This window comes from Acetobacter nitrogenifigens DSM 23921 = NBRC 105050 (assembly GCF_000429165.1).
GTDB lineage: Bacteria > Pseudomonadota > Alphaproteobacteria > Acetobacterales > Acetobacteraceae > Acetobacter > Acetobacter nitrogenifigens.
Window position 1 is genome coordinate 15719 of record NZ_AUBI01000013.1, and the last position, 23545, is coordinate 39263.

A 23545-nucleotide genomic window follows, 5' to 3' on the forward strand; every position below is an offset into this window, starting at 1 on the left:
GACACTTGAATACGTTAGGGCGTTGATGCAATCGCCCACAGGAGGACGGACAGCGGAATGATCGTCAATAAACGTATCGGTTTAAGCGTGCTGCTACGCGAAAGCATGTGGACGCTTCTAGTGCTTGGCGCGTGGGACTTTCTCGTAGTCATCCTGTTTCAGGTTTTTCATCAGGAGTGGATGGAGCAGCCAGCCCTTCCGATCTCTCTGATCGGATCGGCGATCGCCCTGTTTATGGGCGTTCGCAACAACAGCGCCTACGCAAGATGGTGGGAAGGGCGAGCATTATGGGGCTCCATCACCAACAATAGCCGTTCGCTCGGACGCCAGGCGGGCACTATTCTGGGCGGGCGTGCGGACCTCGTCATGGCGATGGCGGCCTACCCACATGCCTTGCGGCAAGCTCTGGGCAGCGTCGACGCTTCCGAGGACGTGAACCGACTGCTGCCTCAGGACATGGCGGAACGAATAAAAGGCTGGCGCAATCAGCCCAATGGTATCCTCTTCCAGATCGGCCTCGGCGTGACCGAGGAATCCACGAAGCTGGGCATCGACGGGGCTCTGCACGGCCAGATTGATCGCATTCTGTCTGACCTCGCCAATGCACAGGGAGGGCTGGAGCGGATACGCAACACACCCCTGCCCGTCCAGTTTTCGGCGGTTCCAAAAGTGTTGGCGAACGTGTTCTGCATCGTCCTGCCCCTGTCAACGGTACAAACGCTGGGCTGGATCACCCCTCTCGGCTCGTCGCTTGTGGGCCTGCTATTCGTCGTGCTGGACAAGATCGGAGCGGATCTTGAAGATCCTTTCATCGATTCCGTGCATGCCCTTCCGATGGAAGCCATGGCCCGAACGATCGAGATCGACCTGCTGCAGTCCATAAAGGAAACTCCGAAGCCACCCCTCGCCCCCGCAGGCGGAGTACTGCGCTGAGCCCAAGCGGGAATCGCATCGCCCTGCGGACGCTTCGGAGTTTCAAGAGGGACGCCTTCTCCAAAGTTTACGTCAGCAAAGGCGGACGACTAACCTTTGTCCGCCACGGCGCCCACAGGGCCGAAAGAAAGGGGTTTTCAGCTGTTACTGAACTCGCTGCGGAACTGCCGACGTACAGGGAGGACGGGAAGCCCGGTATCCGGTCAGCAGGCCACCCAAGACATGAGCGTGTTTTTGTGCTAGGGACAAGTCCCATGAACACATTCAGATCTCCCCCCAAAGGCGGGGTTACGGACGCCATGGCGCGTACGGCGGCCGCCACCACAGCTGCTCAAGCGAAAACCAAAGTCAAGGACGAAGACCCTTTCAAAGAGGGCGATTCGATTGTCTATGCGGCGCACGGCGTAGGGCGCGTCGATCGCATCGGCGTGGATGAGATCGCGGGAACGCAACTGGAGGTGATCCAGATTTCCTTCCCGGGCAACCAGATGACGCTCCGCATCCCTCTGACGAAGGCTCGGAAAGCTGGCCTGCGGAAGATCGTTTCGCGCGAGATTGTCGACAAGGCGATGGCGATCATCAAGGGCAAGCCGCACGTCAGCAAAGGCATGTGGGCGCGCCGCGCGGTCGCATATCAGGAGAAGATCAACTCGGGCGATCTCGTCCAGATCGCAGAGGTTCTTCGTGATCTTCGCCGCAATGTCGACAGCCTCGACGGCAGCTTCAGCGAACGCAAGCTTTTCGAAGCTGCGCAAGAGCGCTTCGTCGCGGAGGTCGCTGTGCTGGAGAAGAAAGAGCCGGCCGACGTGCTGCAGTCTTTGACGGCGGTCATGAAGGCGGCCTGACGGAGCAATCGGCGCGTCATGACGCGGTCTTCTCCGCCCTCTCCCGAGCATTTGGGGCCCAGCGTCGTCGACGCTATCGTGCGTCGGGCCTACGCCGAAGTTCAGGAGGGTCGCTTCGAAGCGACGCGTGACGCCCTCCTGCCCTATTCAGGGCAGGGCGACCACCGCGTCGATCTGCTGCTCGGGTTCGCATACGCCGGAAGTCGACAATTCGATCTTGCCGCGCCACTGCTTGTCAACGCGGCTTTGGCCAATGTCGGCGCCAAGCATCCCGCCCATGACGTTGTAGAACTTTTCGCACGCTTCGACATGCGGCCGGACGCAGAACGGGCCGTGCGCGCCATGCTCGCCTTGACGCCCGAAGATGCACGCATTCACGACGCGCTGGGCGACGTGCTATGTCAGATGGGGCGTTTTGACGACGCCATCGGCGTTCTCGAACATGGCCTGCGCCTCCGCCCATATAATCCGCTGACGCTCAACCTGATGGCGATCGCCCGTGCGGAGCGCGGAGAGACCGAAACGGCGCTGGCGATGTTCCAGTCCGTGCTCAAACTTACGCCGAATAACGCCAGCGCGCTCTCCAATCTCGCGTGCCTGCTTTCCGCTCTCAACAGGCCGGAGGAAGCGCTGGACCTGTATCGGTCGGCCATCGCCGAAAAGCCGACTGACGCACAGATACGGCTCAACCATTCCGTGGCGCTGCTCAAGGCCGGGCGTTTCGCGCAAGGATGGTCCGAGCACGAGTGGCGCCTCAAGCTGCCGAATCATACCAGCCTCCCGCAAGACAAGCTTCTCCCGCCAATCGGACCAGACGTGGATATTCGGGGGAAGCGCATCCTGATCACGCAGGAGGAAGGGCTGGGCGATACGCTGATGTATCTGCGCTTCATCCCTGCCCTCGCCCGTCGTGGCGCGATCACGCACTTATGGGTACCAGATTCTCTGGAGCATGTGTGTCGGCGTGTGGAAGGAGTCGCCATAGTGCAGGTCGGGGGCGACGTTCCCCCATTCGACTGGCACTGCCCGTTCATAAGCCTGCCGCGCGCGCTGGTGGGAACGCCTGACGCCATGGGCGATCCGGTCCCGTATCTGAGCGCCGATCCGACCAAGGTGGCCGAGAAAAGCCGCCTGCTCCCGCGTAACGGCAAGCTGAATGTCGGTCTGGTGTGGGGCGGATCGCCGCGCCCACATCATACCCCCGCACATATGGTGGACCGGAAACGATCAGCCTCGCTGGCGGCGATGGCCCCGCTGGCTGCCGTAGAGGGCGTCAATCTCATCAGTCTGCAGAAAGGCCCTTACGCCAGGGAGGCGTTCGATCCGCCGGAAGGCATGCGGCTATATGATCCGACTGACGAACTGCATGACATGGACGACACGGCGGCGCTGATGATGGGGCTCGACGTACTGGTGTCTGTGGACACCTCCGTCGTTCATCTGGCGGGCGCATTGGGACGTCGCGTGTTGCTGATGGACCGTTTCGACAATTGTTGGCGATGGTTGTCTGGACGGGAGGACAGTGTCTGGTATCCAGATTTGACGATCATAAGGCAGGATCGTCTGGGCGACTGGTCTCCGGTGGTCGAACGGGTGGGCGTCGCGTTGCGGAAGATGGTCGCAGAGCGTCAGTCTGCGTAAGAGAGGCCGGAGGCTGGACATCGGCTCCGCTGATCGCCTTCGCCCCGCGCGACATGAAAACGAGGGCCATCATCGACTACTCTGTCGTTACAGGCGACATCCATGGACGCAGCCGGCTGGCCGCAGGTTCATTTCATTGTTTTTCATGGTTTTTTATTCGCTCAGGCGCCCCTGAGCGAACAAGGTTCTAAAGGAATTTTGTCATGGCTCTGGCGTCGCTCATGAGCGGCTGGCGCGGTTCGACTGTGTCTCCTGTACGCGAATGTCTGGCCGGAATGGTCGCGACGTTCGCACTGATCCCGGAAGTGATCGCATTTGCGTCGGCCGCAGGCGTCGACCCTTCGGTCGGCCTTTACGCCTCCTTCGTCATCAGCGTGGTCATCGCGTTCGCTGGCGGACGTCCCGCCATGATCTCCGCCGCTGCAGGGTCGGTCGCGCTGGTCGCGGCCGGACTGGTGCATACGCACGGAGTGCAATACCTCTTCGCGGCGACGCTGTTGTGCGGCGCAATCCAGGTGGCCTTCGGCTTGCTGCGGGTCCATGTCCTGATGCGCTTCGTGGCGCGTTCAGTTCGCACGGGATTCGTAAACGCCCTGGCTATCCTGATCTTCTACGCCCAGACACCGCATATGATCGGCGTATCGTGGCAGACATACGCGCTGATCGCGCTGGGTCTCGCGATTATTTATCTCGTGCCCAAGGCATTTACGGCCATACCCTCCCCGCTCATCTGCATCGTGGTTCTTACCGTGATCGTCACGATGTATCCGATGCCGGTGGAGACTGTGGCGGACCTTGGCCGCCTTCCGGACGGCCTACCGACGCCGGGCTTCCCTCACCTCCCCCTGACTTTGCAGACGCTGGGCGTCGTGGCCCCTTACGCGTTCGCTATGGCGATGGTCGGGTTGCTCGAAAGCCTGATGACCGCGCGAGTCGTCGACGACATGACGGGAACGACGTCGAACAAGCGCCGCGAGAGCGTCGGACTTGGGCTGGCCAACTTTGCAGCCGGAGCGTTCGGCGGAATCGGCGGATGCGGGATGATCGGTCAGACAGTAGGCAATGTTCGTTACGGCGGACGGGGACGCCTCTCAACATTGATGGCCGGGGTTTTTCTGCTCGTCCTGATCGTCGCGCTTCGTCCGTTCATCGCTCGCATACCGGTCGCGGCTCTTGTCGCCATCATGATCATGGTGTCGATCAGCACGTTCTCATGGGCGTCGTTGCGTGAATTGGTCGCGCATCCGAAACTGGCGAGCACGGTGATGCTCAGCACCGTTGCAGTCGTGGTCGCAACCAGCGACCTTGCTGCGGGCGTCGCCGTAGGCGTTTTGCTGAGCGGCGTATTCTTCGCTTCCAACGTCTCATCCATGCTTCGCGTGGAAAGGACGCTCGATCCCGTCTCTGGCGCGCGGAAATACGTCGTGCGCGGCGAAATTTTCTTCGCATCAGCAGAGCTTCTGGAGGAATCGATCGATTACGACGATTCTGCCGAACCATCCGGCGCTGCCCCCGCTCCGCCTCGAGATGTCGTTATCGACCTTCGGGGCGCCCATCTTTGGGACATCACATCTGTTGGTTCAGTGGAGACCATCGTGGAGAAACTTCGCGCTCGGGGGCACGGCGTGACATTGCTTGGCCTGAACGAGGCCAGCGAAGCGCTGCTGCGGCGCCACGGGGATGTCGACGCCACAATAGCCTGATTTTGACCCCTCTCCCCTTTCTTCGGGGAGGCATGGCGGGGCGCATCGGTGGATGTCCGCACGTCGCGCTCTTCCATCACCCTTTTTTTACCTTCGGGGCCTACGGCTAGTTCCGAAGGTTTCGCGACATTCGGGCGCAAGCACACTGCGTCGACCCACCATTCGTGAGCCCTTTCTGACCGTTCTATGTCGACCCGGCATCCGTCGGCTCAGCAACTACCGATCGGCCAGCCCAAACTGCGGCAACGAAGTCAGGGTTCATGTCCAAGCGCCGAAATCGTCAACTGCCTAACGGGTTGCATCGCCTCCGGAAATGCGTGTGTGAGATGCTGCTCAGCCTGGCGCGGGCGCGCGGCGGCAATGTCGTCATACTCACCGCGTTCTGCGCATTGCCTGTGATAACGGCGATGGGCGCCGCGATTGATATTTCACGCGTGCGTGGCGCACAGACGTCGCTGCAATCGATCAGCGATGCTGCCGCCCTTGCTGCGGCGAAGAGCGGAAATCTTTCTGTAGCAGCTGCGGAATCTTCCTCCGGCAGGACATCCGACGCACAGGCGGCAGCCTCATCTGCTGCGCAATCTTTTATCAGCGGCAATTATTTGACGTCAGGCCTGATATCTTCCCCGGACCTGAGCATCTCGACAACAGTGAGCGCCGCGAATGTTGTAACGGTGACAATAACCCTGACCTACAACCAGTCATTGTTGTTCGGCTCGATCTTCGGAATCAGCTCGACGCCGGTGACTGTGACATCAACCGCTACGGTCGCTCTCGGCAGTTCCTACTATCAGGTCGTGTTTCTCATCGATGTCTCGAACTCGATGGGGATCGGCGGCACCTCGACCGCGATCGCCGCATTGCAATCGAACAAGCAGATACAATGCGCGTTCGCCTGTCATGACCCCAATTCTTACTCATCCGTCACCACCAACTGCGTAGCGTCGTCAGGAGGCGGCAATCGCCATCATGGGGGCTCATCCAACAGCGCAAGCGTGTGCGACAAACGCGCAATTGCAAAGGCCGCGGGAATTTCCCTGAAAATCGATTATGTTAGTCAGGCTGTCGAAGACTTCATCACTCAGTTGGATGAGTACACCGGAAACGACACCACACATTTTACCGTCGCCATAGATACATTCGGCACGAACTTTACGCAGGCGCTGGCTCCGACGACGAACCTTTCGTCAGCGCTGACCGCCGCCGAGAACATCGACATCGAGACGGTATTGCCATGGGCGACGTACAACTATGGCTACACGTACACCCAGAAAGCTCTCAGCTCAGCTTTGTCATCAATCACGAATGTCGGCGACGGCTCATCTCCGACGAAGATGCGAACATTTCTGGTCTTTTTGTCAGACGGGGCTGAGGACCTCCCCGGCCCTTATGTCGATTACGGGCGGTCGCTGGACGTCGCTTACTCCAGCCAATGCGACGCTTTGAAAAATTCCGGAATCAATATTTTTTCTATATGGGCGCATTACTATCCGATTCCAACAGATTCACAATACTCAACGCTGGTGGCGCCGATCAGTGCGAATCTCGGCCCGACAATGCAGGCTTGCGCGTCCTCTCCCGACCAGTATTTCGAGGCGTCGGACGGCCCCGCGATCCAAAGCGCAGTAAGTTCAAGCTTCGTAGCAATTGCGGCTGCGGTCGGCCTGCATCTTTCAAAGTAGAGATGGCGGCCGCCCCGATCATGAAGCGTCAGATCGGAGGCGGTTTATACCAGGTCGGCGCACGCTGCCCGTGATGATGTTTAGGATGTAGCGTCGTGTGTTCCTGCTCGTCAGAACATGCCGCGGGGAGAAGAGCCACTGCGACCAGCGCGACCAAACACAGCCGCCTTATCGCACCGCTTACCCTCGTCCCAGACGAAGTCAAAATCCAATTGCCGATTTTAAGGGGGGGTAATGTCATCTGTCATCTTCTTCGCGTCGAACGGCTCAAGCGCAAAAGGTATCGCCGCTTCCTGCGAAAGTTGCAACGCGAGAGCGTCCGGAGCCTGGGCGCCATCCGAGCGCGCCGCTACGCTTTGAGCCGCACGCGCCAGCAGAGACGCCGCCACATCGTTATGACCTGCCGCGCGAGCGGCATGGGCTTCGACCACCAAAGCGCGCGCCATAGCGCGATACTCGCCAGTACTCTGGCGCGATGCAACGGACTCAGCAGCCAGAGACATGGCTTCTGATGGCGACGAGGAAAGCGACGCGCGGGCGCGAAGTTCCGCGAGATCCCCTTTTAGAACCGCCGTATGCGGGCGGGGTGCGCTCGCAAGCGTCTGAATACTGGCGGCGAGCGTCCTGATATCGCCTCGATCCGAGGCAATCAGGCCGCCGAGAAAAGCAGCGCGAAGCGCCACGTCATGAATAGAACTCGTACGAGCCTGCGCCGCGCTGCGCGCAGCCTCATCATATCGTCCAAGCCGGTAAAGCGCCGCAGCGCTCACAAGGTTCAGACCTCCTGTGTCCGGGCGGGTAACGCCTGCTTTCCCTTTGGTCCCGCGCTCCGGCGTCACGACGTCAGATGAAGCGCGCAAAGACAACGCCTCGCGCGCTTCGCGCACAGTAGCAAGGGCGTTCTCAGGCTCACCTGCCGCAAGCTGCGTGACAGCCAGATTGAAAGACGCATCTGCGATCGCAGCCGCATCGTCATGGCGCACGGCCAGCCGCGTGGCCATCCGATACTGTTGCTCCGCCACCGAATAACGCTCGATAGCGAGGGCGTTCTGGCCGGAATCCATAGCCTGAACGTATTCGTCATTCTGCTGCTTCACCGTGTCGTCCGGCTGTGCGCCGCCGCATCCCAATAGAGACGACGTCAAAAACAGAGCCGCCACAATCGGGACGCCGACAAACCGCGAGCGGGGGTGAATCGTCCTCATGGGGACACCGTGCGAGCGGGCAGACGGTGTTCCGTGGAAGTCGTGTGGCCACCCAGAAGCCACAAACCGCGCAACTGCTCCGTCAGTTTCTGAAGATTATAGAGCGACATCTGGGCCTGGGTCATCAACGCAGGGAAATCGGCAAGACTTTCATCGACGTTCCTGGCGATTGAAGGCAGACGCGGCGTAGCATTTTTAAGATCGTTGGTCGCCGACTGCACATTCGCCATTGAAGCGTCGGATTTCGCAAGAATGGCCTTCACCTGCTCTTCTTCCGGGCGCAACCGGTTGATGACGTCGTTCAGGGACACGATCGTCGATTCTGCCTGCCTGATCAGCTGGTCATTCGTAAGAAGCTCTCCGACGTTCCCCTTGCCCGCGTGGATATCGGTGACGATGGCGTCGAGTTCGCCCGTCATATGCCGAGCATTGGCGATGGCTGGCATGACCTGCGCCTGAATGTCTTTCAGGGTCTGGGTGATCATATCAGTGGGGCTAGGCTCTGTTGTCGCGTTGATGACCGCGTAATTCCAGTTCATGGGCTCGCCCGAACCGCGCGTCAGATCCAGATAACTGGCGCCGGCCACCACGAACTGCTTTCGAATGACAGCTTGGCTATCGCGGCGGATGAAGGGCTCGACCTGAGGATCGAGATCCACGATCGCATACATCGCCCCCGACGGATTCAACCGGATGGCCCGGATCGTTCCCGCGTGCGCGCCGAGAATCTGCACATCGCCGCCGACCGTAAGCCCGCCCACGCCTGAATTCGGCAGAATGACGCGCAGGCTGGCTGGCGGGCTAAGCCAGTCACTGAGCACGCCCGCCTCGACGACTGCGCCCGCAAACAGCAGGGTGCTGATCAATACGAGCAGCCCGACCCATTCGTCGGCATAACGAAGACGGATGAGAGGGCGGCTTCTGTTCTGCCGTAATCTGATCTGGAACATCAGCGTATCCGTACCGTTAGCAATCCGTCGTCCGCAAGCCGCCACTGGGAGGTCACCGCGCGACGATACTCACGCCACGTCGATGAAGTTCGGCCGAACCAGATAACCGACGCGCCGCGGTCACGCGCCTCGGTCAACGATTCAAGGAATGGCGTCGACAGATCGACCGCAGTGGTTTCAAGGGGATCTTCAAGCAGCAACAACCTTGGTTTTCCAAGAAACCCCCTGACGCAGGTCATGCGAGCCAGATCTGCGTCGGACAATCTTCCCGGCGCATCTACTGGAATGCCCGGAAGTCCGAAACGTTCCCCAAGCCGCACGGCCTCTGCCGTAAGGTCCTCTATGGAACGGTTCGTGTGGTGAAGTTCCTTGAGCATCATCTGCATATGCGCGCCAAACAAGCCGCTCCAGTTTGGACGACGCGTAATGCGCCCGATTCGTCCACGCAGGGCGTTCGCACGGCGGTCACCCAACGCGCTCCAGTCCAGACCAAGAAAACGCACAGTTCCGGCCCGAAGATCGAGCATTCCTGCACACAAATCAGCGAACATGGTGGCTCGTCCCATATCGCGCGTTTCAATGACCATGCACTCGCCCGGCATCAGCCTCATGGTCAGCGGCAACGGCGGCAAAGCCGCGCCTTCCTGCAACAAGGTCGCCCCGGACAACTCCAGCACGGCGCCAACCGTCCGTTTCATGGCGTGCCCAGCCAATTGAGGCGACTCTTCTTGCGACACAGCCGGTCTCCCTCACAATTTCAGGCTGAACAGGACGCTTACGGCCATGACGATCAGCATTCCTCTCGAAAAGCCCCGCGGCAACATTGTCGACACCGTGTCTTCGCTGCTCGCCGTCAGACCGCTGACGCAACAACCGAGCCCCACCAGAAATCCAACGACGATGAACTTCAGCGGGATGAGGATGTAATCGGCTGGCGTCATGGCCGTGACGACGTCGTAAAAAAACGACCAGATGGAGTTAGAAATCGCCCCAGAGGCACGACTGACGACATAACCGGTAGCAAGCGACGCTACGGAGAACAGTATGCCAAGCGTAAAGCCCGACACGGTGAAGGCCAGAGTACGCGGCAGCACCAGTAACAAGAAAGGATCGACGCCTTCCGCCTGCATCGACTTGACCTGCCCGCCGGTCGTAAGCATCCCCAATTCGGTAAGCGCCAGCATCCCGCTGCGTCCGAGCATAAGCACGCCCACCAGAATGGGCGCGATTTCACGTACGATAACGGTCACCAGCAGCGGGCCCGTCATCTTCGACATCCCGGCGAACCCAAGCCAGTAGATAGCCTGCGACACGCCCCCTAACCCGGTCAGCGTGCCAGTGACGAGCGTCGCCACAAGCCCCCCGCCAGCGACCTCACCAAGCGTCGTACGAAATTCGTAACGGACGGTCCGACGCCAGGTGTTAGGACGAACGCTTTCGTGCAGAACGCCCCAAATCGTCCCCAGCATAATCAGGAGAAACCACACCCGATGACGGGTTACGCTGCCGATGAAGGCCAGAAACACCCGTATCTTGCCGGAAAGGGCGTTCTCGTTCGGTTGATTATCGTCGCGAGCGTAATGCGCGACGCACTCCTCGTCAGGACGTTCGGCGCCGCCAGCCGTCCCGGCAAAAGCCTCCCCGTCGCGCTGGCTCCCGCCGTCGGTTGGCGGCGTGTCTGGCTGATCGTCGCTCATCGCCGCGTGGCGAGCACGTAGACGCGCCCAATTCCCGAACCTGGCGCATAGAACGAACCACGGCTGCGGAACAGGTAACGATCGCGCAAGGCCTGATAGACCCGTTCGGTCACCTCAATCGTGCCGACGTCCGGGGCGCCCTGCGCCATCAGCTCAGCCAGAGTGACAGTCTCCCCCCAGAGATTGAACGTTTTAGGTTCCTGCCCCAACTCACCACCCAGAGCCGGACCAAAATCCATCCCGATGCTGAAAATGGGTTCGATATTCGCTGCCGAGAGCAGCATCACGCAGCGCTCACGCAGCGCTAGCGCCGCCTCAGCCAAACGTCTGATCGCACTGGGGTCCGGTTCCGCAGTGCACCCCGCGACGCAGATCAACCTGTGACCAGCCACCTTGACCGAGAAAAGCTCGTGCGTCCGCGCGATATTCTGAACTTCCGTGGCGATCTGGTCGATCAGCTTGAGAAGCGCCTCCGGCCTCTCCCCGCTCTCCATCACCGGATCGCTGAAGGTGATCACCATCACAGCGACGCTGGGAAAGGCGCCCGGCGTCGTCTGGCCGGCCACCACAGGCGGACGCACAAGCGCTTCATCGAACCTTGGCGTGGACAATCCAGCAGGAGCAGGCGCGAGAAGTTCGGACTCACTCGTCACGGCAGTCGTTTCGGCCGCGGCGCCGAACCTGACGGCCGCGAGCGCCGCAACGATGTCGACAAAATAAACCAGATGCGGCGCAAACACGGCGTCCTCGAGCGTCATCATACCTATCACGCCGGAAGCTCCGTGGCTTGTTCCCCGGATCGGATGCACGATCAGAGACGTCGTTCCGGCCTCACGCATCATCAGGCGGGAGAAACCAGCGGTTTTCTGATCCCTGCTGGCCACCGCAACGTTCACCGCTTCGCCCGCATCCAGAAGTTTGAAAAACTCTTCCAACTCATTGCGGGAAAGTTCGAAACCACCGGAATGAGCGTCAAGCGAACTGTCGTAACTGTCGTCGCATATCAACGCCGTTCCATCGTGAAGCAGGCGCCAGATCGCGACCCGCCGGGCATGACTGGTTCTCGCTAACGCCTCGGTCAACGACAGAGGTTCGCTGGCCCCGTCAAAAAGGTCCGGAGTATCAGCCAAACGTTGCAGTGCATCCGCTTCGGAGGCCGTCTGCATTTTCTGCCGCTTCAACTCCCGATTGGCGCGATCGGTCTTTCTGCTCTGATGCGCCAGAAGTCCCGCGAGAATCGCGGCAAGTGCGACAATGATAGCCGAGAACTGGATGCTCTCACGTCCGCTGGTCCGCGCAAATGCAGCGAAGTCGCTTTCCGGCGCGACCATCAGCAAAACCCAGCCATCGGTCGTCGGCAGATTTTCAGCGATGCCTATATAGTTTTTGCCGCCGGACTTGAATGCATGAGATCCAACGCCCCGCACCCGGAAACGGTCATACACCTGCAGAAACGTGGATTGCGTCTTGGGGTCCAGAAGCATCTGAGACGGATCGCCATGGGCGCGAGCGACAATCCGGGAGAAATCGTGCCCGGCGATAATATGCCCGGTGCTGTCCAGGATAATCGCCTTGCCGCTTTTGCCAATCTTGAGGCCATCGATGAACTGGCTCAACAGATTCAGCGACGTATTGATCGCGAACACATACTTGCTGCCGTCAGTTCCCGTGAGTCCGATTGAACTGGTGATGACCAGTTGCTTCGTCGTCTCGTACAATGTCGGCGACGACCATGAAATCTCGTCCTTGCCAATGGCGCTCTTGAACCAACCGCGGTCGCGTGGATCGTAGTGATCGGCGGGATTTTCTTCTGAGCGAAGCAGCTTGCCGTGCTCATCATAAAAATCATGATGGAACACACCGTCCGCACCATCGGCTCCGGGGCGTAATTGGGTGTACTCCATCCCCTTTCCGTGCGGATCCCGCTCGATCAGAATGAAGCCCCCCTTCTCATCCCCCAGGTAAAAAGACTGCAACTGTGGCACCAGGCGGAGCATCGAGCCGCCATAGGCGTAGAATGCGATATCTTTCGACGCCGACCGAGCGTGGCCAATAAAATCCTGCGCGAAGGAAGCGCCTGTCGTCGCCGCAGACAGATACCCCGTCACGTCCTGCACGACATATCGCTGCACTGAGTCGAGCAGATCATGCGTCAGACCCAAAACCCCGGCTCGGGTCGAACGATAGGTATGCAGGCCGATCCCGCCGATGGTGGCAAGGATCAACGCAACGCTGAGGAGGGGTACGCCAATTTGAACGAGGCGTTGTCGGGTTGTCCGGCCGGTCTGTTCAGTCGGATCGACAATCTCGTGCGAGGCCAAGAGTCCGGCTTCCTCTCACTGGGGCGCCTGCTCCTGACGGGGGGCGCAATGGACGTCAGTCGGCGGCAATCTATTCATAACAGGGCCATGCGTCACGCGGTGGTGAACACGGCAGCCCTGCGGTTCACAAGGGAGTCAACGACGAACCATCCCCGAGGTTCGATCGAACATTGGAAACAGTGCGTTACGTAATAGGCGTTAGAGACCGATGACGCCAGCGGATCGCCCAGTAAAGTGCCGTAAAGACGAACATGGCGGAAAAACTGGCCGGATAACCGAACCACACTCCCGACGCGCCATAAAGGTGAGCCGCGATATATCCGGCAGGCAATTCGACGCAGATGATCGCGCCAAGAAGAAGAGCCATCGGCCCAACCGCGTCACCGCTGGCGCGCATGGCGGACCCGAGCACGCCAGCCAGCGCGAGCGGCGTTGCGCTCCACATCACGACACGAAACGCATGTGACGCAAGAGCAACCACATGCGCGTCGGAAGTGAACAGCGACGCGATCAACGCGGGATCCAACGTCACGAACGCCGCAAGCCCTCCGGCCAGCGCTAACGCCACGCAAAAACCGAGGCGCAACACCGCGCGCGCTTCCTTTTCGTCACGCGCCCCAATGGCGTGAGCGGAAAGAACGGAGACAGTGATACCGACCGCCATGCCGGGATATTCAATATAGGTGAGCGTCTGGACGAACAGCCCGTAAGCCGCAGTCATATCGGATCCGAAGCTGTTGATCCTGCCAACCAGAGCGATCTCCGCAACGCCCATTGTCATGATTTCGACCATCGTGGGAAAGCCGAGCAGCAGTATCGGACGAAGCACCCGCCACGGAGCAAAAATTTGCCGCGCCATTTCAAGATCTGGCGCCAACGCATGACGGGACAGCCTGAGCCAGATACCGACAACGATCAGGGCCACGACCCAGCCGATAACGGCCGCCGCCGCGGAACCGGCGACGCCAAGCACGGGCGCTCCGAACCTCCCCTCGATCAGGATGGGCGTCAGCAGGAGCGATGTCAGAATCTGGACGATCATCATCACCAGAGGACGCACGCTGTCGCCAGCGCCCCGAAGGATGATAGCCGTAACCACCAGTAAAATGAGCCCCGGCGCGCCCATCAGAATCGCAGCGGCGTATCGGACCGCATGATCCAGAACGTCCGCAGGAGTCCCAAAAAGGACCAGCAAGGGGCGGATGGAGACCTGACCAAAGACGCAGATCGCGAACCCTAGCGCAAAAGCGACGCCCAGCGCCGCCGACGCGACAGTGCGCGCTTCGCCCTGATCGCCCGCGCCCCAGTTCTGGCCGACCAGAATGCTCGCGCCCGTCCCCAACCCCACGGCGCAGGAGATAAACACGAGAAACATCGGATAGAATGCACTGGCCGCGGCCAGATCATGCGGTCCCAACAGGCGACCGACATAGATATTACCGATTGTCCCCGAAAGCGATTGCAGGACGGTGTCAAAAAGCACGGGCGCCATGAACAGGAAGAAACGCCACGTCAGCCGGCGACCACGCCCCTTGGACGCAGCGATGTCGACGGTGACGTCCCGGGCGAGTTGTTCGTCCAGACCTGTTGGAACGATATCGGTCATGATCTTCCGCCAATGGCCGCAGTCCCGTCACCTGGCGGGCGACCATTCCGATCATCGGCAGCGCTGTCCTGGAGCGTTGAGGCGAGCGGCGTCACGCCCCGGTGAATATCCGATCCGGATACGGCATCTGTAACACATCGTCCATGAGTCTTGCATGTGCATGATGTGATTGATGATTGGGAAGACGACATAGGCAACGCTCGCCCGTGGCCACGGCAATCGAACTCGTATTCGCAGGGTCTCCGGTCGCTTTGCCTGGACGGGCCAGCGACAAACCAAGCAGGCTCAGCCATTTCACTGTGAGTTCCATGCGCCACCCGACACAGAAACTCATATCGATGCAATTAAAATATCTAATGAAATCATGGTGCTGCTGGACAGGATTGAACTGTCGACCTCTCCCTTACCAAGGGAGTGCTCTACCACTGAGCTACAGCAGCGCCGGAGTGAGGGGGTAGCTACAGCCTGTGGCTCTTCGCCGCAACCCTCGAAACCACCGTTTCGGCAGATTTTTTTCGCCGAGGTCAGTCGTCGCGGTGGATTTTCTCCATCCGTTCGTGACGTTCCTGCGCCTCGATCGACAGAGTGGCGATCGGACGTGCGTCAAGGCGTTTCAGGCCGATCGGCTCGCCAGTTTCCTCGCAATAACCGTAGGATCCATTGTCGACGCGTTGCAGCGCCAGATTGATCTTGCCGATCAGCTTGCGCGCCCGGTCACGGGTTCGAAGCTCAAGCGCGCGATCAGTTTCAACGCTGGCGCGGTCTGTGACGTCTGCTTCGTGAATCCCGCCTTCAGACAGGCTGGCCAAGGTGCCTCCGGCCTCCTTGAGCAGGTCGGCCCGCCATTTCAGCAATCTTTGCCGGAAGTATTCAACCTGCAGGGGGTTCATGAATTCTTCGGCTTCGGATGGCGTATAATCCGGAGGAAGTGTGATCATGAGTGGCGTCTCCGCTCATGGGCCGGAAAAAGCCCAATAATGCGCGGCTTATACCCTCGCCTTTCCGCCCCGCCAAGCACGAATCGCACAGAAGGTCCTCAGCGACGAAAGGCGGTTCACTTGCTCGATAACGAAAACGACCCGTCGCTCGTCGGCTCATGAACGCCGGGCGCGCGCAGGCGCGCAGCCCATCGCTCGGCTTTCGCCGCTTCGACAGCGACGCGCACCCGGATCTCTTCAATGACGTCATGCAGGCCTGCCTCCGCGACGGGAGGCGCGCGTTCAAGAAGCCGGTTCAGGGAAGTGAACGCGAAACACACGTCGCCGTCATACAACAAGGCCAGTTGCAGGGACCGAAGCGCGTCGGTGGCGTCCTTTCCCCACGTCATGTCGGCTCGTGTCCTGCTTGCAGGAACTCGCTCATCACCCTGCGCCTCCAGTTCCTGGAGGGCGAGTAGACCCGACGGCGCAAGATTCGTGGAAGAGGCGACGGCCATCTCTTCATTGGGGCCGTCGAGCGTGAATCCCGGGACCACAGATTTCCTCGGGGTGATTTTCCTCCCCGTATAAAGTGGCGCGCGTCCGATAGGATGAAGCGTGGTCATAAAAACTACCCGACTGGCGATCGACGTGACCTGCGACGGCCTTCACTAACCGCTGAAGCGCCTCTCTCCGACATCGTCCGTCCCGTCATGCTCGTTGAGGAATTGTTTGCTCTTCGTCCGCATAGTGTCCTCTGAAAAAGTTGACGAGTGGCAAAAATCGGCATGTTCCTTCCCTTAGGCAAAGCGCAGATTTACCTGACGCCTGCACGGCGTCGCGTAATGGCGGGGTTGATGGTCGGATGGGCCTGTCTCTTCAGCGCTAGCGCGCAGGCCGCGCGGGTTCGCATCAAGGATATTGCCGATTATGAAGGCGTGCGAAGCAACCAGCTTATAGGATACGGGCTTGTCGTCGGCCTCCATGGAACCGGCGACAAGCTGACGAACGTGCTGTTTACCCGCGAAACGCTGATCAGCATGCTCAACCGCCTTGGCGTGAACATCCGCGATCAGGAAATCCAGCTTCAGACGCACGACGTTGCGGCCGTGATGGTGACGGCCGACCTCCCGCCGTTTTCGCATGGCGGCGGGCGAATCGACGTGACCGTTTCCGCAACTGGCGACGCCAGCGATCTTACGGGGGGAACGCTTCTGGTGACGCCATTGATGGCCGCCGATGGCGAGGTCTACGCAGTCGCACAGGGCTCTCTCGCGACCAATGCTTTCGCTGCGAGGGGCGCGGCGGCGTCAATCGTGCACAACATCCCGACCAACGGGCATATCGCCAACGGCGCCATTGTCGAGCGTGAGGTTCCCGTTGACCTTGCGAACAGAAAACTCATTCACCTGTCATTGAGAAACCCGGATTTCACGACCGCGACACGCGTCGCGCAAGTGATCAATGCGGCGTTGCGCGGCGCCGTGGCCTCAGTCGAAGACCCACGCACGATAGCGCTCGATCTCAGCGCCAGAGACCGCATGGAAGCGCTGTATCGGATCGGAGACCTGATGGTCGAACCGGATACGCTCGCCAAAGTCGTCGTCGATGACGCCAGCGGCACAATCGTCATCGGAAACGATGTCCGTATCAGCACTGTCGCAATCGCGCAGGGCAATCTGACAATCCAGGTGACGGAGACGCCTATGGTGTCGCAGCCTGGGCCACTTTCGAACGGCACGACAGCCGTGGTTCCTCGCACGAACATAAACGTCAACAACGGCAACAACGCCAAGTTGGGTGTTTTGCGAAACAGCCCCACTTTGGGAGACCTCGTCGCTGGCCTTAATTCTCTCGGCGTCGGGCCGCGCGACATGATTTCCATTCTTCAGGCCATCAAGGCGGACGGCGCCCTGCAAGCGGATCTGGAAGTTCGATGACCATCATTTCGGCCACCTCCTACGGCGATGCACGTTCGGACAATCGCGGGACGGCGTCCCCTCTGCCCCAATCCGCAAAGGCGCCCACAAATTGGAACGCAGATGAGGCTACTTCCGCCGGAACCCTGCTCCTTCCGGGCTCGGCAGAAGGTCCCGTCGACGCGAAAGCCTGGAAGGCTGCGACCGACTTTGAGGCGATGACGACTGCACAATTTCTTCAACCAATGTTCGCAACAGTGGATGAATCGAAAGAGCTTTTTGGCGGAGGCGCCGGAGAGGCGGCGTTCAAACCAATGTTGATCACCGAAATGGCCAAGGAAATGGAGAAAAGCGGCGGCCTTGGGCTGGCGCGCTCGATCTACCGGCAGATTCTGGCGATGCAGGAAAAAAAAGATGACTGACAATATGCTTGTGGCGATCGAAACTGTTCTTTCGGTGGTCGAGGAAGAGAACGCGAATCTTGCCGCAGGCGATATTCCGGCCGCGACTGCACTGCTGTCAAAGAAAGAGGCCGCACTTGCAGGACTGTCGCGATTAGCTCCAATTTGCGAGCGCGCGGATGGCTCCACTGACGCCTGCTGCGCCGTAGAAGTCTCGGATGCGGTGACACGTCTCAACGACACGCTAGAGCGTAACAAGGAATTGCTGCAACAGGCCATGACAATTCAAAGTTATGTTGTTCGTTTGCTCAGCGACGCTGCGTTGGCGGCTCCGCACTCGACCCATTACGGTCAGAGTGGATCATATATGACGCACGGCCGAGTCTCCGCGAGGGCATTTAGGAGCAATGCGTGACGCCCAAGCGGCTGCTATCTACTTGCTTTGAAATACTGGAAAACTTACATTGAAAATATAACAAGAAATATCTTCGCATACAGTTGATTTACGCCAAACAATAGGAAGAACACTCAGCCCCTACGGGGTAAATAGCTTCAACGGCCTTGTTTATTTCCCGAATAACTCGACCACGAGGCAGGCTTTCGCCGCCTCTTGTGTACCGACCGCTCCCAGAAAGAACAGCGTCACTCGTTCGCATACGCACTGACGCCATAAATCCCCCCGCCGCCCCAACCAGCGTCATAAAACGATCACAGGACTCGTTGCCCCCGCAAATCTATCTTCCGCCGCCGCAGGGGGTATCCCTGGGCGAAAGAGCTGCGGACACCGATGAAATTAACATTAGCGATTACCACGTGCCTTACCGGGGCGGCTGTTTTGTTTGCAACGACTGCGTCTTATGGCCAGAGCCCGACGACGGCGCAGCACAAGGCGAAGCGCTCGACAAACCGAAGCCACGCATATCAGCCTCCGGTGTCGACTCAGCCCAATGATCGTCCAGTCACGACGGCAGCCCACTCTGCGCACCCCGCACCTAACTCATCTGCGTCGCGCGCGGAGGCCGCCGGAAGCGAATCTATCGTTGTGCTCGGTGCTGGCGCATCGAAAGAGACGCAGACCATCAGCCACACCGCGATCCAGCAATATGTCCCCGGCACCAGCCCTTTCAAAGCGTTATCCAAGCTCCCGGGCGTGATGTTCACGTCGTCAGATCCGCTTGGGTCTTACGAGTGGTCGCAGCAGATCATCATTCGAGGCTTTGATCAGAGTCGCCTCGGCTTCACGATGGACGGAATTCCGCTTGGAAACCTCGCCTATGGCAACGACAACGGTCTTTCCATAGGACGCGCACTCCAGACCGAAAACAATGGCCCGGCTACCCTGACCCAGGGCGCAGGATCTATCGGCGTCGCCGCCTCGAACGACCTTGGCGGTGCGTTGCAGTTTACGTCGATCGATCCGACCAAAAAATTTGGAGTCGATGTATCCGGCACAGTAGGTTCAGCCGCAACGTGGCGGACATTTGCCCGCGTCAACAGCGGCGAACTGCCAGGTGGCGGACGGTTTTATGTCTCTTACGATCATCAGGGCGCGAACAAGTGGAAGGGTGACGGCGTCCAGATTCAGGATCAGGCCAACGCCAAATTCATTCAGCCCTTTGGCGAGCACGTAAAACTGACCTTGTTCGGCGACTGGTCCAAGCGCGCAGAGAACGATTATCAGGATCTGTCGCTCTCGATGATCAGACGTTATGGGTACAGACTGGACAATATCACCGGGAACTATTCGCTCGCCAAGCAGATCGGGTCCGCATACCAAAACGGAACGGCGTTTCCGGCTGGGATCGAGAATCAGGACACCACCTATTACAACGCGGCCGGACTTCGTCAGGACGCAATGGGTTATGGCAAGCTCGATTTCGACATCACCGACCGCCTCAAAGGCTCGATCACGGGATACGGTCATACAAACTCCGGCGAAGGCGTCTGGGTGACCCCTTACAACGCCACGCCCGCAGCGCTCGGCGGTTCGCCCCTTTCAGTCCGCACAACGGAATACGATATTCACCGCGCAGGTTTTATCGGTAGCCTGACATACAAAATCGGCAACCATACGATCGAGGGCGGTTTCTGGTTTGAAAACAACAACTTCGAACAGGCTCGCCGGTTCTACCCCCTGGGTCAGAACGGCACGCCTGATTCAATCCATTGGTACAAAGGTAATTCCTTTGAGACCCAATGGCAGAGCGCGTTCAACACCAGGACGTATCAGGTTCATATTGGGGACACCTGGCGCGTCACGCCCAACCTGAAGGTCAATTACGGCTTCAAGTCCCTTATCGTCGATAACAACGCGCGAGCCATGAACGGCAACTATCTGGGCACGCCTCTCGCCACGACCTATCCTTCGGGTTCACTCAACAGCACCAACGGCTTCCTGCCGCAGGTCGGCGTCAATTATCGTATCAATCAGAACAACGAACTTTTCGCAGACTACGCCCGCAACATGGCGGCGTACGACAGCGCCCAGACTTCCGGGCCATTCTCAACAACCACCGCCGGCTTTCATGTCCTCAAAGGAAAGCTGAAACCGGAAATGTCGAACACGGAAGAACTGGGTTATCGCTTCCACAACCGCGTTATTCAGGCGTCAATCACTGGATATTACGTCGAGTTCCAGAACCGTCTGCTGGCAGTAACGCAAGGCGTGGGCATTCAGGGCAACGCGTCGGTTCTCTCCAATGTCGGCGGCGTCACCGCGCGCGGCGTGGATATGGCCTTCAACTGGATATTCGCGCGCAACTGGTCACTGTTCGGGTCATACGCCTTCAATAATTCGTTCTATAATAACAATGTTTATTCCAACGGCGTGATGTCGGCTCGGATCAAGGGCAAAAACGTCGTCGCGATGCCCCGTAACCTCGCCAACCTGCAGCTCGGCTACGACGACGGCGCTATCTGGGGCAACGTGCTGATGCAGTTCCAGGATCGCCGTTACTACACCTACACGAACGACGCGTATGTTCCGGGCAACGTGATCTTCAACCTTAACGTCGGCTACCGCTTCCAGAGCTCCAACTGGTTCCTCCGTGGGCTCGATGCGCAGGTCAACGTCACCAACCTGTTCGACAAGCACTATGTTGCGACCGTTGGCAGCAACGGTTTCGAGAACTCCGATCCTTCGGGCACTTTCCAAACGCTTCAGGCCGGGGCGCCGCGTATGGTGTTCTTCACACTTCGCAAGCACTTCGATTGACCTGCCCATGTTCTTCGGAGCATCCACGCCGGAGAACATGCATCGCTCATCAGCAATGCGCCTCGCGATATCTTTGCGCACTTCCCGTTACCCTCACTTGCGCACCTGATGAATAGCGCTTGCGCGAAACCGACGGCCCGCTACAAATCAACGATCACCTTTTGTAGCGGGCGGACGTGACTATAGGCCGTATGATCGATTTCGAGACTGAGGCGCATCATGCCGTCGGTTGGCGGAGACGCTCGTGGCGGTAATGCCCCACGTTCCTGTTCACCCGGTCGAAACAGCGCTCATCGTGCGGGACAGCTTTCTGCTCGCCTTCCCTGCCCTGTTCTCCATCGTCAATCCACTGGGCGCCTCAATTATCTTCCTGCAGGCGACAGGAGAACGCTCACGCGTAGAGCGCGCCACGATTGCGCGGACTGTGGCTCTTTACTCGTTCGTGCTGCTGCTGGCCTCTGTATGGATAGGCAGCGCCGTGCTGAGCTTTTTCGGCGTCACCATCAATGCGCTGCGCGTCTCGGGCGGCATGGTGGTCGCAGTTCGTGCGTGGGCGATGTTGCAAAGCCCAGAAACAACAGAAGCTCGCCGCGAAAAGCAGGCTCTGGAAGCAGGCCGCCCCATAACCTCTCCACAGTGGAACGACATCGCTTTCTTCCCATTGACCATGCCGTTTACGGTCGGCCCAGGAAGCATCGCCGTGGCGATCACGTTGAGTTCGGGTGACGCCGGATCACATTTTCTATCCTATAGCACTGGAATTTCCCTTGCCGCTGGGGTCGTGGCGATCACTGTCTGGATCGCTTACGCCTATGCCGAACGCCTGACGGAAATTCTCGGCGTCACGGGAACCCGTATTCTCAGCCGCCTCGCAGCTCTGATCCTTCTGTGCATCGGCGTGCAAATCGCGGCCGGCGGCGTCATTGGCTTCGCGCGGGACGTGCTCACGCCACCGGCGTGAAGGATGCAGTCCAGTCAGTCTAGCGCCTGCCTCACCGCTTCGCGCAGCGCCGGCAACACGTCTTCTCCAAACCACGGAGAGCGGCGCTCCCAACCGGTGGTCCGCCAGGACGGATGCGGCAGCGGAAAGTAACGCGGGAGGAAAGAGCGAAAATCCAGCACCCGTGCGGTGACGTTTCCCGGCCCTAAAACATGGTTCTGGGCATAGGCGCCGACCAGCAGCGTCAGACGGATATCGGGCATAAACGCCAGAACCCTGTCACGCCAGAGCGGCGCACATTCCGGCCGTGGCGGCCTGTCGCCGCCACGCGGCAGACGCCCCGGGTAACAGAAACCCATAGGAAGGATCGCGACGCGCCGTACGTCATAAAACATCGCGTTATCCATCTGAAGCCACTCCCTGAGGCGGTCCCCCGATGCATCGGTGAACGACTGTCCGCTCGCGTGCACCTTTGTGCCGGGCGCCTGCCCGGCGATCAGCAGACGCGCAGTGGTCGATACGTGAAGCACCGGGCGCGGACCGAGAGGCAACTCGCCAGCGCACACCGTGCAGGCGCGGATATCCCGCACGAGCGCCTCCAGCGCCGCCTCGCTCACCAGACCACACCTGCAGGGACGTGTGTCATGCAGTCAGAAAATCCCGGACGAAGCGTGGGACTACCTTCGTGGCTGCGCCATAATCCCCCTCGTCGAACAACGCAGCCGCGTCGGACGGGACGAGATTCAGTTCGATGGTATGCGCATGTCCGGACGCCTCCTGCACGAAGCCAGCCGCCGGGTAGACAGTCGCCGATGTGCCAATGGCCACAAACACGTCGCAACAGCGCAGGGCGCGGAGGATGCGCTCCATATGGAGAGGCATTTCTCCAAACCAGACGACGTCGGGGCGGAGCGTCATCTCCTGACACGCCGGACACCGCGTGGTGCGATCGCAGTCGTCGGTCCACTCAGGCGTCACGCCACAGTTCATGCAGCGCAGGCGTAAAAGTTCGCCATGCATATGGATGGGGGCTCGTGATCCGCCGCGTTCATGCAGGTCGTCGATATTCTGGGTAACAAGCAGGAACGCATCCTCCGGCTCGTCGCGGTAAGCGTTCTCAAGCTCCGCCAACGCCTGATGCGCGGCGTTTGGCGAAACGCCGCGCAACTCCTGTCGCCGTTTATTATAGAACGCGTCGACCATAGCTGGATCGCGAAGGAAGCCTTCAGGAGAACACACGTCCTCCAGCTTGACCTGCGACCATATCCCACCGTCATCGCGAAACGTCTCAAGCCCCGATTCCCGGCTGACGCCTGCGCCCGTCAGTATCACGATCCGCTTCATGCACGCGTGTCCGTAGTGATGTCTCTCGCCCGAACGTCGCACGACGAGCATAGACCGCCAACAGCGGCGGCAAGCCTGCGTTCATCGCTTCCTGCGAGGGTGAGGCCTTTCGCCCAGACTTTATCAGTGCGATATCGTTACGAGACGACCTGCTGAGGCGGCGCACCCGATTCGACAGGTCGCGCCTTTCTTTTGTGTTCAAACGCCGGACGCGTGCTGCGCCGCGT

At 59.6% G+C, this 23545-nt stretch carries 20 protein-coding genes and 1 tRNA gene; 10 read left to right on the top strand and 11 right to left on the bottom strand.

Going from position 1 to position 23545, the window contains the following annotated elements; translation table 11 throughout:
• Positions 1–57 precede the first annotated feature (57 nt).
• From G442_RS0113910 to G442_RS0113930, 5 genes are all read left to right on the top strand, one after another.
• A complete protein-coding gene (locus tag G442_RS0113910; RefSeq protein ID WP_026398482.1) occupies positions 58–933 on the top strand; it encodes a bestrophin family protein in 876 nt (291 codons plus the stop codon).
• A 254-nt stretch (positions 934–1187) separates the two neighbouring features.
• Positions 1188–1778 (top strand): CarD family transcriptional regulator, encoded by a 591-nt coding sequence (locus tag G442_RS0113915; RefSeq protein ID WP_026398483.1) that lies wholly within the window; start codon positions 1188–1190, stop codon positions 1776–1778.
• An 18-nt stretch (positions 1779–1796) separates the two neighbouring features.
• Positions 1797–3419 carry a tetratricopeptide repeat protein gene (locus tag G442_RS22405; RefSeq protein ID WP_051292333.1) on the top strand — a complete coding sequence of 541 codons (1623 nt, stop codon included), beginning with the start codon at positions 1797–1799 and terminating at the stop codon, positions 3417–3419.
• Between the two features lie 203 nt (positions 3420–3622).
• Complete coding sequence (locus G442_RS0113925) at positions 3623–5122, top strand: SulP family inorganic anion transporter (RefSeq protein WP_026398484.1); 1500 nt, start codon at positions 3623–3625, stop codon at positions 5120–5122.
• A 326-nt stretch (positions 5123–5448) separates the two neighbouring features.
• A complete protein-coding gene (locus tag G442_RS0113930; protein WP_026398485.1) occupies positions 5449–6804 on the top strand; it encodes a TadE/TadG family type IV pilus assembly protein in 1356 nt (451 codons plus the stop codon).
• Between the two features lie 221 nt (positions 6805–7025).
• Here the strand turns inward: G442_RS0113930 and G442_RS26225 are convergent, their stop codons facing one another.
• From G442_RS26225 to G442_RS0113975, 9 genes are all read right to left on the bottom strand, one after another.
• The gene (locus tag G442_RS26225; RefSeq protein ID WP_051292334.1) at positions 7026–8009 is read right to left on the bottom strand and encodes a hypothetical protein; all 984 of its coding nucleotides are present in this window, start codon (positions 8007–8009) and stop codon (positions 7026–7028) included.
• The gene (locus tag G442_RS0113940) at positions 8006–8959 is read right to left on the bottom strand and encodes an MlaD family protein (RefSeq protein ID WP_026398487.1); all 954 of its coding nucleotides are present in this window, start codon (positions 8957–8959) and stop codon (positions 8006–8008) included. The genes G442_RS26225 and G442_RS0113940 overlap by 4 nt, the downstream gene beginning before the upstream one ends.
• A complete protein-coding gene (locus G442_RS0113945; RefSeq protein ID WP_026398488.1) occupies positions 8959–9657 on the bottom strand; it encodes a hypothetical protein in 699 nt (232 codons plus the stop codon). The genes G442_RS0113940 and G442_RS0113945 overlap by 1 nt, the downstream gene beginning before the upstream one ends.
• 51 nt (positions 9658–9708) lie before the next feature.
• Complete coding sequence (locus tag G442_RS0113950; protein ID WP_026398489.1) at positions 9709–10656, bottom strand: MlaE family ABC transporter permease; 948 nt, start codon at positions 10654–10656, stop codon at positions 9709–9711.
• Positions 10653–12977 carry an adenylate/guanylate cyclase domain-containing protein gene (locus tag G442_RS0113955; protein WP_026398490.1) on the bottom strand — a complete coding sequence of 775 codons (2325 nt, stop codon included), beginning with the start codon at positions 12975–12977 and terminating at the stop codon, positions 10653–10655. Before G442_RS0113955 ends, G442_RS0113950 begins: the two co-directional genes overlap by 4 nt.
• A 184-nt stretch (positions 12978–13161) precedes the next feature.
• On the bottom strand, positions 13162–14583 hold the full coding sequence (locus tag G442_RS0113960; RefSeq protein ID WP_051292335.1) for an MATE family efflux transporter: 1422 nt from the start codon (positions 14581–14583) through the stop codon (positions 13162–13164).
• 365 nt (positions 14584–14948) lie between these two features.
• Positions 14949–15023 (bottom strand) — tRNA-Thr (locus tag G442_RS0113965).
• 84 nt (positions 15024–15107) lie between these two features.
• Positions 15108–15521: an RNA polymerase-binding protein DksA gene (gene dksA / locus G442_RS0113970; RefSeq protein ID WP_026398492.1), complete on the bottom strand. Its 414-nt coding sequence runs from the start codon at positions 15519–15521 to the stop codon at positions 15108–15110.
• Positions 15522–15637: 116 nt separating this feature from the next.
• Positions 15638–16126, bottom strand: a complete 489-nt coding sequence (locus G442_RS0113975) for a flagellar assembly protein FliX (RefSeq protein ID WP_084440612.1) — start codon at positions 16124–16126, stop codon at positions 15638–15640.
• Positions 16127–16345: 219 nt separating this feature from the next.
• On the opposite strand from G442_RS0113975, the gene G442_RS0113980 reads away from it, so the two are divergent.
• The 5 genes from G442_RS0113980 (at position 16346) to G442_RS0114000 (ending at position 21995) form a co-directional block, all read left to right on the top strand.
• A complete protein-coding gene (locus G442_RS0113980; RefSeq protein ID WP_051292351.1) occupies positions 16346–17440 on the top strand; it encodes a flagellar basal body P-ring protein FlgI in 1095 nt (364 codons plus the stop codon).
• The gene (locus G442_RS24485; protein WP_084440613.1) at positions 17437–17841 is read left to right on the top strand and encodes a rod-binding protein; all 405 of its coding nucleotides are present in this window, start codon (positions 17437–17439) and stop codon (positions 17839–17841) included. The genes G442_RS0113980 and G442_RS24485 overlap by 4 nt, the downstream gene beginning before the upstream one ends.
• A complete protein-coding gene (locus G442_RS0113990; RefSeq protein WP_026398496.1) occupies positions 17834–18235 on the top strand; it encodes a flagellar protein FlgN in 402 nt (133 codons plus the stop codon). Before G442_RS24485 ends, G442_RS0113990 begins: the two co-directional genes overlap by 8 nt.
• 372 nt (positions 18236–18607) lie before the next feature.
• Positions 18608–21034, top strand: a complete 2427-nt coding sequence (locus G442_RS0113995; protein ID WP_026398497.1) for a TonB-dependent receptor — start codon at positions 18608–18610, stop codon at positions 21032–21034.
• Positions 21035–21287: 253 nt separating this feature from the next.
• Positions 21288–21995: a MarC family protein gene (locus G442_RS0114000; RefSeq protein ID WP_051292336.1), complete on the top strand. Its 708-nt coding sequence runs from the start codon at positions 21288–21290 to the stop codon at positions 21993–21995.
• A 14-nt stretch (positions 21996–22009) separates the two neighbouring features.
• Here G442_RS0114000 and G442_RS0114005 read toward each other — a convergent pair whose 3' ends face one another.
• Positions 22010–22591, bottom strand: a complete 582-nt coding sequence (locus G442_RS0114005; protein WP_026398499.1) for a uracil-DNA glycosylase family protein — start codon at positions 22589–22591, stop codon at positions 22010–22012.
• 25 nt (positions 22592–22616) lie between these two features.
• Positions 22617–23318, bottom strand: coding sequence for an NAD-dependent deacylase (locus G442_RS0114010; protein WP_026398500.1), 702 nt, complete (start codon positions 23316–23318; stop codon positions 22617–22619).
• Positions 23319–23545: the final 227 nt, after the last annotated feature.